This is a genomic window from Flavobacterium sp. (assembly GCF_013823965.1).
GTDB lineage: Bacteria > Bacteroidota > Bacteroidia > Flavobacteriales > Flavobacteriaceae > Flavobacterium.
Window position 1 is genome coordinate 120,372 of the sequence record NZ_PNNA01000032.1, and the last position, 10,918, is coordinate 131,289.

Sequence of the window (10,918 nt, forward strand, 5' to 3'; positions counted from 1 at the left end):
ATGCGTCAGCTTACTTTTCTGTTTTTTATTGGAATCCTTGTTTTTGCAAGCTCTTGTCGAACCGATTTTGAAACCGTGGCCAGCACCGGAGATTTAGCATTTTCGAAAGACACTATTTATTTAGACACCGTTTTTACCAACATTGGTTCGAGTACGTATACGCTAAAAGTGTTCAATAAATCCAAAAAAGACATTACGATTCCAAGCATAAAATTAGGAAAAGGCTTAAATTCAAAATACAGAATGACCGTTGATGGAATGCAGGGCAATCAAGGAAAAGTATTTGAAAACGTGAATCTTATAGCCAAAGACAGCATGTATATTTTTATTGAAACCACTGCCAATATTGCCGATGCCAATCCAACAGATTTTCTGTACACGGACCAAATTTTATTTGACGGAGGAACCAATCTTCAAAAAGTGGAATTAGTGACGCTTATCCAGGATGCTGTTTTCCTTTATCCAAAACGTTTTGCTGACGGTACCACCGAAACGCTTCCCATTGGCGATGAAGAAATTTATGGTTTCTTTTTGGATGCCAATGATCCAGTAAACGGCAACGAACTTGTTTTTACAAACCAGAAACCTTATGTGATTTATGGTTATGCAGCGATTCCTTCGGGAAAAACGGTGACTTTTGATGCGGGTGCAAGAGTGCATTTCCATACCAATTCCGGTCTTATTGTGGCCGCAAATGCTTCCATAAACGTGAATGGCGCGACATCAACCACAGAAAAAATGGAAAATGAAGTCATTTTTGAAGGTGATCGATTAGAACTTGGTTTTTCTGATGTTCCAGGACAATGGGGAACCATTTGGCTTACTGACGGCAGCACCAATCACAAATTCAATCATTTGACCATAAAAAATGCAACCATCGGATTGTTGATTCAAAATAATAATGGAACAACTGTATCCATCAAAAATACCCAAATTTATGATTCTGCCAATTATGGAATTTTAGCTCAAACCGCTAAAATTAATGGGGAAAATTTAGTGATTAACAATGCAGGATTAGCTAGTTTGAAATGTGAATATGGCGGAGATTACAAGTTTACACACAGCACGTTCAACAATAATTGGCCAAGTTCCAGTCAAGTGGCGGTTTCAGTGAATAATTATTATGTTGGTGCAGTTCCGGAAGTGAAAAATCTTACTGCGGCAACATTCAACAATTGTATCATTTATGGATCGTATTCCAATGAATTGATTTTGAATAAAAAGGTCGGAGCCACATTCGAATACCAATTCAACAATTGTTTGATCAAGTTCAACAATACTTCAAATCAATATAGCAGCCATCCTGAATACCAGTTCAATACAGATCCAGCCCATTACAATGCAATAATTCAAAATAAAGATCCTAAATTTTTTAAAATTGTACAAAACAAACTTAATATCGACGAAACTTCTGCGGCTTTTGCCAAAGGCAATGCAACATATTTAGTTCCGTTGGACATTTTGGGAAATACCAGAACGTTGCCTCCTGATTTGGGAGCGTATCAAAGTAAGCCTTTCCCAAAATAATGTCGTTAATTTAACATTTGAATTAAAATTATAGCTTGTCCATAATCTAATTTTGTTCTCATTAAAAGAGAGATTTAATAACTTCATAAATTAAAATTATTCCATGAAATTAAAATTACATTTTTTTGCTTTATTATTTTCACTTTATTCTTTTTCCCAAATTCCAGCAGGATATTACAATACAGCCACAGGAACTGGGTACACTCTAAAAACACAATTGTATAATATCATCAAAGGTCACACAAATAATGGCTATGATGGATTATATACAACCTATTTGACCTCGGACAGGGATTATTATTATGAAAATGATGGAACTGTTTTAGATATGTATTCTGAAAATCCAACAGGAATTGATCCTTATAATTATTCAACTTCTGTATCTTCCGATAAATGCGGTTCTTATTCAGTTGAAGGAGATTGTTATAACAGAGAGCATATCATTCCACAATCTGTTTTTGGTTCAGCTTCGCCAATGGTTGCCGATGCTCATTTTATAACACCAACTGACGGAAAAGTGAATGGACTACGAAGTAACTTTCCGCATGGAGCAGTTGCGTCTGCTTCAAAAATCACGCTAAATGGCAGTAAATTGGGCACAAGTGCAGTGACTGGTTATTCCGGAACAGTTTTCGAACCAATTGACGAATTCAAAGGAGACATTGCCAGAATGTATCTTTACTTTGCTACACGCTATGAAAATACCGTGGCTGGATATTCTTATCCAATGTTTAATGGAACAAGTAATCAAGTATTTACTACGGCTTTTTTGAACATGCTTTTGACTTGGAATGCTCAAGATCCAGTGAGTCAAAGAGAAATTGCTCGAAACAACGCCATTTATGCTCGTCAAAACAACAGAAATCCTTATATTGACCATCCCGAATATGTCCAAATGATTTGGAATTCAACACTGGACACACAAGCTCCGACAGCTCCATCAAATTTAACGGTATCTGGAACAACCTCAAAAACAGTTTCTTTGAGTTGGGTCGCTGCTACGGATAATATTGGCATAACAAGCTATTCCATTTATGTAAATGGTGTTTTGACTACGTCGGTAAATGGTTTAACTGCTACAATATCAGGATTAACACCTTCAACAACTTACTCCTTTTATGTAATTGCCAAAGATGCAGCCGTAAATTCTTCTCCAGCGAGTAATACGGTAAATGGAACAACTACGGCCGTGGTGGCTGATACTGAAGCACCAACTCCAGCTTCAAGTTTAACCGTTACAGGATCAAGTGCAAACACAGTTTCCTTGAGTTGGTTAGCAGGTACGGATAACATCGGCATAACGAACTATGATGTTTATGTAGACGGCCTTTTAAAGACTTCTATTACTGGATTATCGACCATAATCAATGGTTTGACACCATCTACAACTTATTCGTTTTATGTAATTGCGCGAGATGAAGCCGGAAATTCTTCCACAGCCAGTAATACTGCAAGTGGAACTACGACAACATCCATAGTTGGAGGCAGCACTTGTGTAGACGAAAGTTTTGAAAATATTCCATCAAATGCCACTTCTTATGCAACAAGAACTTGGACTGGCGATACGGGAATTAATTGGACTGCAACCGATGCTCGAACAGACCAAACCCTAAACACAAGAGCAATTTGTATTAGAAATGGATCATTATCCGCATCAACTGTACCTGACGGAATTGGAAACCTGACTGTAACAACTAAACTAATATTTACTGGTACAAGTGGCACCTTTAATCTTCGTGTTAATGGAAATATTGTTGGTACAATTCCTTACAGCGCAACCACGACTACTACAACTATTACAGGTATTAACATTGCAGATGATGTAATTATTAGCATTACTGATAATAGCACTACATCAAATCGTGTGGCAATTGACGATCTTTCCTGGACTTGTTATTCAGGTTCATTAGGATTCAAAAAATTCGTCCAAGAAGATTTTACGATTTATCCAAATCCATCCAAAGGAAATTTCAATATTAATTTCGATAATTCTAACAGAGACTATACCATTGAAATATTCTCTTTATTGGGCCAAAAGGTTTTCGAAAAAGAAAACACGCGAAGTTCTTCGGTATCGGTAACTAACCTTCAAAAAGGAACCTACTTGGTCAAAATAACGAAAGATTCAAAATCAATAACCAAGAAGATTGAAATCAACTAATTCTAAGCGTCCCGATAAAAAACGGGACGCTTTTTTTTTAAATCTTAATTGATTAAATTTGCTGCCTAAACAACACTAACTTCACTATTACAATGATTCATTTCTTTGAAAACCAAAGCAAAACGGTATATGCAGTTCAAACGCAAGACCTCCTTTCGGCTCAAGACATCTCAAAACTCAACTGGCTTTTTGCCGACGCACATAAAATAGAAAAATCCGTTTTGTCGGATTTTTTTGTTGGCCCTCGCGCCACGATGATTACGCCTTGGAGTACCAATGCCGTGGAAATTACCCAAAATATGGGCATTTCCGGAATCATTCGAATTGAAGAATTTTACAAAGTATCGGAAGATTTCACCGATTTCGACCCGATGCTTTCGCAAAAATACACCGAATTGAATCAAGACATTTTCACGATTCACATTCAGCCGGAAGCCATTTTGAACATTGACGATATCGCCGCTTATAACTTATCCGAAGGATTGTCATTGAGCGATGAAGAAGTGGACTATTTGAATAATTTGGCCACCAAATTGGGCAGAAAACTGACGGATTCGGAGATTTTTGCTTTCTCACAAGCCAATTCGGAGCACTGTCGTCACAAGATTTTCAACGGAACTTTCGTTATTGACGGCGTGGAAAAAGAAACCTCTCTTTTCAAATTAATCAAGAAAACATCACAGGAAAATCCCAACGACATTGTATCAGCCTACAAAGACAACGTGGCTTTTGTAAAAGGACCAAAAGTGCAGCAATTTGCACCCAAAACTGCCGACAAACCAGATTTTTACGAGATAAAAGAATTTGATTCAGTTATTTCCTTGAAAGCGGAAACCCACAATTTCCCGACTACCGTGGAGCCTTTCAACGGAGCTGCAACAGGTTCTGGAGGAGAAATTCGTGACCGTCTGGCAGGCGGACAAGGTTCGTTGCCAATGGCGGGAACAGCGGTTTACATGACTTCGTATTCTCGTTTGACCAATGACAGAAACTGGGAAAACGGTGTTGAAGAAAGAAAATGGTTGTATCAAACTCCAATCGATATTTTGATCAAAGCGTCTAATGGAGCTTCGGATTTTGGAAATAAATTTGGACAACCGTTGATTACCGGTTCTGTTTTGACTTTCGAACACGAGGAAAACAACCGCAAATTGGGTTACGACAAAGTAATTATGCAAGCGGGCGGAATTGGTTACGGAAAACTGGATCAAGCCATCAAACACAAACCACAAGAAGGCGACAAAATCGTTATTCTTGGTGGAGAAAATTATAGAATCGGGATGGGTGGAGCCGCGGTTTCTTCTGCCGATACCGGAGCGATGAGTTCTGGAATCGAGTTGAATGCGGTGCAACGTTCGAATCCTGAAATGCAAAAACGTGCTGCCAATGCCATTCGTGGATTGGTGGAAAGCGACAACAACCCTATCGTTTCCATTCACGATCACGGTGCCGGTGGACACTTGAACTGTCTTTCGGAATTGGTTGAAGATACCGGAGGATTGATTGATTTGGACAAATTGCCTGTGGGCGACCCTACTCTTTCGGCCAAAGAAATCATCGGTAACGAATCTCAAGAAAGAATGGGATTGGTTATTGGTCAAAAAGACATTGATTTACTTCAAAAAATTGCAGACCGTGAACGCTCGCCAATGTATCAAGTAGGTGACGTAAAAGCGGATCACCGTTTTACATTCGAATCCAAAACTACCGGGTTGAAACCAATGGATTATGCTTTGGAAGATTTCTTCGGAAGTTCGCCAAAAACGGTTATGACCGACAAAACCATCAATTATAATTATCCTGCTTTAGAATATAGCGTAAAAAATATTTCCACTTACTTGGAAGCGGTGCTACAATTGGAAGCTGTGGCCTGTAAAGACTGGTTGACCAACAAAGTCGATCGTTGCGTGGGTGGAAAAGTGGCCAAACAACAATGTGCCGGCCCATTGCAATTGCCATTGAACAATTGTGGTGTGGTAGCCTTGGATTACACTGGAAAAGAAGGAATCGCGACTTCAATCGGACACTCTCCTATTGCCTCCTTGATTGACCCGGTTGCGGGAACAAGAACGGCTATTGCCGAGTCATTGTCAAACATCGTTTGGGCTCCAATCAAAGACGGATTGAAAGGCATTTCATTGTCGGCCAACTGGATGTGGGCTTGCAAAAACGAAGGCGAAGACGCTCGTTTGTATGCCGCAGTGGAAGCTTGTTCCGATTTTGCCATCGAATTGGGAATCAACATTCCGACTGGAAAAGATTCGCTTTCGATGAAACAAAAATATCCAAACGACGAAGTAATCGCGCCGGGAACGGTAATTATTTCGGCTGGTGGAAATTGTACCGACATTAGAAAAGTGGTTGAACCAGTTTTGCAAAAAGACGGTGGTTCCATTTATTACATCAATTTGTCACAAGACGATTTCAAATTGGGAGGTTCTTCATTGGCACAAATCTTGAATTCCATTGGAAACGAAGCGCCAACCATCAAAGATGCGGCTTTCTTCAAAAATGCTTTCAACACGATTCAAGAATTGATTTTGGACAATCAAATTTTGGCTGGACACGACATTGGAAGCGGTGGATTGATCACTACTTTATTGGAAATGTGTTTTGCCGACGTGAATTTGGGAGCCAAAATTGATTTCTCGGTTTTCGAAGAAAAAGACATCATCAAATATTTGTTCTCCGAAAATATCGCGGTGGTTTTCCAAGCCAAAGACGATGCCACGGTAGAAAACGTGTTGAACAACAAAGGAGTTGCTTTCCATAAATTAGGAAAAGCGACCGACAATGGTATTTTGGATTTTGGTCCTTGCGGATTGGAAATTGCAAAATACAGGGATGTTTGGTTCAAAACTTCTTTCTTGTTGGATCAAAAACAATCCAAAAACGGAACTGCCCAAGCGCGTTTCGACAATTATAAAAACCAAGCATTAAACTATACATTCCCAACTCATTTTACAGGAAAAAAACCTGTCATCTCGAGCGCAGTCGAGAGGCCAAAAGCAGCCATCATTCGTGAAAAAGGAAGTAATTCCGAGCGTGAAATGGCCAACGCAATGTACTTGGCAGGTTTTGACGTGAAAGACGTTCATATGACCGACTTGATTTCGGGACGTGAAAATCTGGAAGACATCCAATTCATTGGAGCGGTTGGAGGATTCTCGAATTCCGACGTTCTGGGTTCTGCCAAAGGTTGGGCCGGAGCGTTTTTATACAACGAAAAAGCAAAAACTGCCTTGGACAATTTCTTCAAAAGAGAAGACACTTTATCGGTAGGAATTTGTAACGGTTGCCAGTTGTTGATGGAATTGGAAAAAATCAATCCAGAGCACGTAGTTCACGGAAAAATGTTGCACAACGACAGCCACAAACACGAAAGCATCTTTACATCGGTGACGATTCAAGAAAACAAATCGGTGATGTTGTCGACTTTGGCCGGAAGCACTTTGGGAGTTTGGGTTTCACACGGAGAAGGAAAATTCAATCTGCCTGAACCGGAAGCCAACTACAACATCGTTGGAAAATACGGTTACGACAGTTATCCAGCGAATCCAAACGGTTCTGATTATAACACGGCAATGCTATGTGATACCACGGGTCGCCACTTGGTGATGATGCCGCACATCGAGCGTTCGACTTTCCAATGGAACTGGGCGAATTATCCAAAAGACCGAAATGACGAAGTTACGCCTTGGCACGAAGCCTTTGTAAATGCCAGATTGTGGATTGAGAAACATTAGAAAATTTTATAAAAAAGAAAAGCGTTTCGAGAGAGACGCTTTTTTTATGTCTGGTTTTAATTTTAAAATTTGTTGCCTACAATAGCTTGACCCAAATAAGTATACAGCAGTATTTTTCAAGAATTTTACTGATTACCAGAATCTAATTAAGGAATTGCTTGAATATATTTATATTTATTTTTTAGACACAGAAATAATTATGATTGTATTGCTTCAATTGAACCAAATAAACTCTTTTTTAAAAGCACTATTTCTTGTAAAAAACGAATCTTACAATAGAAAAAATCTTAAATATCTCATTAAAATTAGAGGTTCATTAATTTAAACTCCTTTTTTCATTAAATTTATTATATAAATCATATTTTTTACTATTTTGCATCAAATTAATACAATTTAAAAAATGACCCAGATCACTCGATTATTTGATTTTCCATATTATCAATTAGAGCATTACAACATTCCGGAGGCATTGGTTACCAAGTATAACGGTGTTTGGATTAAAACTTCTAGCGAAGAATACATTGCAAAAGCCAATGCAGTTTCGAGGGCATTATTGCGAATGGGAATTCAACAAAACGATAAAATTGCCGTAATTTCGACCAATAATAGAACCGAATGGAACATTATGGATATTGGAGTTTTGCAAATTGGCGCACAAAACATCCCAATCTATCCCACAATATCCGAAACAGATTACGAATATATATTGAATCATTCCGGTTCCAGCTATTGTTTTGTATCGGATGCCGAAGTGTTGCGAAAAGTAAATTTGATAAAACCGAATCTTCCCAATCTAAAAGAAGTATTTTCGTTTGATGAAATCGAAGGTTGCAAAAATTGGAAAGAACTGCTTGTCCTTGGTGAAGACCAAAGCAATCAAGATGTGGTCGAAGACCGAAAAAACAATGTAAAACCCGAAGATTTAGCCACCATAATTTACACTTCAGGAACTACAGGAAAACCTAAAGGCGTAATGCTTTCTCATAAAAATATCGTGTCCAATGTCTTGGATAGCGCCTCAAGAATACCTTTCGAAAAGGGAAAAAGTAGGGCTATGAGTTTCTTGCCTATTTGCCATATTTTCGAAAGAATGATTTTGTATTTATACCAATATTATGGTGTTTCCGTTTATTTTGGTGAATCTATCGATAAAATCAGTGACAATATCAAAGAGGTAAAACCTACCGTAATGACTGCCGTTCCTCGCTTACTGGAAAAAATATACGACAGCATTTATTCCAAAGGATTGCAACTTAAAGGAATTAAAAGAAACTTGTTCTTTTGGGCAATCAATTTAGGATTGAAATATGAACCCTACGAAGCCAATGGATTTTGGTACGAATTCCAATTAAAAATAGCCCGAAAACTTATTTTTAGTAAATGGAAGGAAGCTTTAGGAGGCAATCTGGATTTATTGGTTTCAGGAAGTGCGGCTTTGCAACCAAGGCTTGCCAGAGTATTCGCAGCTGCTGAAATTCCGGTAATGGAAGGCTACGGGCTAACCGAAACTTCTCCCGTAATTGCGGTAAATGACACTAGAAACCACGGTTTCAAAGTTGGAACGGTAGGCAAAGTAATTGACAATGTCGAAGTGGTAATTGCCGAAGATGGAGAAATTCTTTGCAAAGGAAATAATGTAATGATGGGTTATTATAAAGATGAAGTTTTGACTAACGAAGCTATTCGTGACGGATATTTTCATACGGGTGACATAGGCGAATTCGACAACGAAGGATTCCTTAAAATCACGGATCGAAAGAAGGAAATGTTCAAAACTTCGGGAGGAAAATATATTTCTCCCCAATTGCTGGAAAATGCCATGAAACAATCCCGTTTTATTGAGCAAATCATGGTCATTGGCGATGGACAAAAAATGCCGGCAGCCTTTATTCAACCCAACTTTAATTTTGTCAAAGAATGGGAAAAACTGCACGGAATTGCTGTTGGCACAACCTATGAAGAAATAATTTCCAATCCTAAAGTGATAGAACGCATTCAGGAAGAAGTGGACATTTTGAACGAAAAATTTGGAAATTGGGAAAAAATTAAGCGCTTTGAATTGACTCCAGATGTATGGTCAATAGAAGCGGGTCACCTCACGCCTACCTTAAAATTGAAACGAAAAATTGTGATGGAAAAATATATCGATTTGTTTCATAAAATTTATAATTAGAGTCATTATTTTCCTTACAGCTACTCAAAACTCATCGAATAACGATGAGTTTTTTATTAAAATTATTATTTATCTTTTTGCTTATTAACATAAATAAATAGTAAATAGTTGATAATTAATCTTTTATTAATTAATAGTTTATCTAATTTTTAATATTTTTATAGGATAAACCAACAAAATCAAAAAAATATGAACACAAAAAATTTTTTAGTTTCAGGTATAGCCGGTGGAATTGTAAACTTTCTGCTGGGATGGGTATTTTATGGAATGTTGTTTAAAGATCTTTATCCAGAAGGAGAAAACATGAATCTGATTTTCACATTTTTGGGATGCTTGACCTCCGGTTTGTTTATAGCCTATATTTTTACAAAATGGGCAGGAATCACAAATCCTGTTACCGGAATTAAGGCTGGAGCGGTCATTGGTTTTTTTACAAGTTTATCGATGAACTTTTTTATGTATTCAAATAGGCCAGCTAATTACCAAAATATGGCTTTAGATATAATTATTTCTATGGTGATCAGTGCATTTATGGGAGCCGTAATTGCTTTTGTAAATGGAAAAATGAAATAAAATTTACATTTTAGTTTGTTCTTGACTCCTCAATAAATTGGGGAGTTTTTTTATGCCCAAAAACAAAATAAAAAAATAACCGCAATTTAATATGCGTGCATAGTATTTTTAAGTATATTTGAAACCGTTACTAAATCGTTGTCGTTAAAACGTCACAGAAAAAGAATGCTGCTTATAAATAAAAATAATTGCGCTAAAAAAAAAATTGCTTATGAAAGATAAAACTATTGACTACGTCCTTCGCGCTACTTGGCAAGCCGTGGCAAGGATGTACAACGAAGAAGCTTCAAATTACGGCGCAACAATGGCTACAGGATTTGCATTGTTAAGCATTGATAAAGAAAAAGGGACTCCTTCCACTACATTGGGACCAAAAATGGGCATGGAAGCCACAAGCTTGACCAGAACCTTGAAATCAATGGAAGACAAAGGGCTAATTATGAGAAAAAAAAACCCGGATGACGGCAGGGGCGTTTTAATCTACTTGACCGAATTTGGCAAAGAAAAAAGAGAATTGTCTAAAAATACGGTTTTAAAGTTTAATGAAACTGTAAGAAAAAATATTTCTGATGAACAACTTCAACATTTTATGGAAGTTTCAGAAATTATCAACGAATTGATTCACGAAAAAAAAATATTTTAACTAAACGCTTGTTGCACAAAGCATAAAGCCTAAAGCTTTTATAAATGAAAAGATCTATTAAAAAAGTAGCAGTAATCGGATCCGGAATCATGGGG

Annotated in this window: 6 protein-coding genes; all 6 read left to right on the forward strand. The window is 37.6% G+C overall.

Annotated elements, in window-relative coordinates; translation table 11 throughout:
• The 6 genes from C0430_RS03820 to C0430_RS03845 all read left to right on the forward strand — a co-directional run bounded on the left by C0430_RS03820 (window position 1) and on the right by C0430_RS03845 (window position 10,823).
• Window positions 1-1,527: a hypothetical protein gene (locus tag C0430_RS03820; RefSeq protein ID WP_290865653.1), complete on the forward strand. Its 1,527-nt coding sequence runs from the start codon at window positions 1-3 to the stop codon at window positions 1,525-1,527.
• 103 nt (window positions 1,528-1,630) lie between these two features.
• On the forward strand, window positions 1,631-3,688 hold the full coding sequence (locus C0430_RS03825) for an endonuclease (RefSeq protein WP_290865655.1): 2,058 nt from the start codon (window positions 1,631-1,633) through the stop codon (window positions 3,686-3,688).
• A 92-nt stretch (window positions 3,689-3,780) separates the two neighbouring features.
• On the forward strand, window positions 3,781-7,434 hold the full coding sequence (gene purL, locus C0430_RS03830) for a phosphoribosylformylglycinamidine synthase (RefSeq protein WP_290865657.1): 3,654 nt from the start codon (window positions 3,781-3,783) through the stop codon (window positions 7,432-7,434).
• 400 nt (window positions 7,435-7,834) lie between these two features.
• Window positions 7,835-9,607, forward strand: a complete 1,773-nt coding sequence (locus C0430_RS03835; protein WP_290865659.1) for an AMP-binding protein — start codon at window positions 7,835-7,837, stop codon at window positions 9,605-9,607.
• Between the two features lie 189 nt (window positions 9,608-9,796).
• On the forward strand, window positions 9,797-10,180 hold the full coding sequence (locus C0430_RS03840) for a hypothetical protein (RefSeq protein ID WP_290865661.1): 384 nt from the start codon (window positions 9,797-9,799) through the stop codon (window positions 10,178-10,180).
• 211 nt (window positions 10,181-10,391) lie between these two features.
• Complete coding sequence (locus C0430_RS03845) at window positions 10,392-10,823, forward strand: MarR family transcriptional regulator (protein WP_290865663.1); 432 nt, start codon at window positions 10,392-10,394, stop codon at window positions 10,821-10,823.
• Window positions 10,824-10,918: the final 95 nt, after the last annotated feature.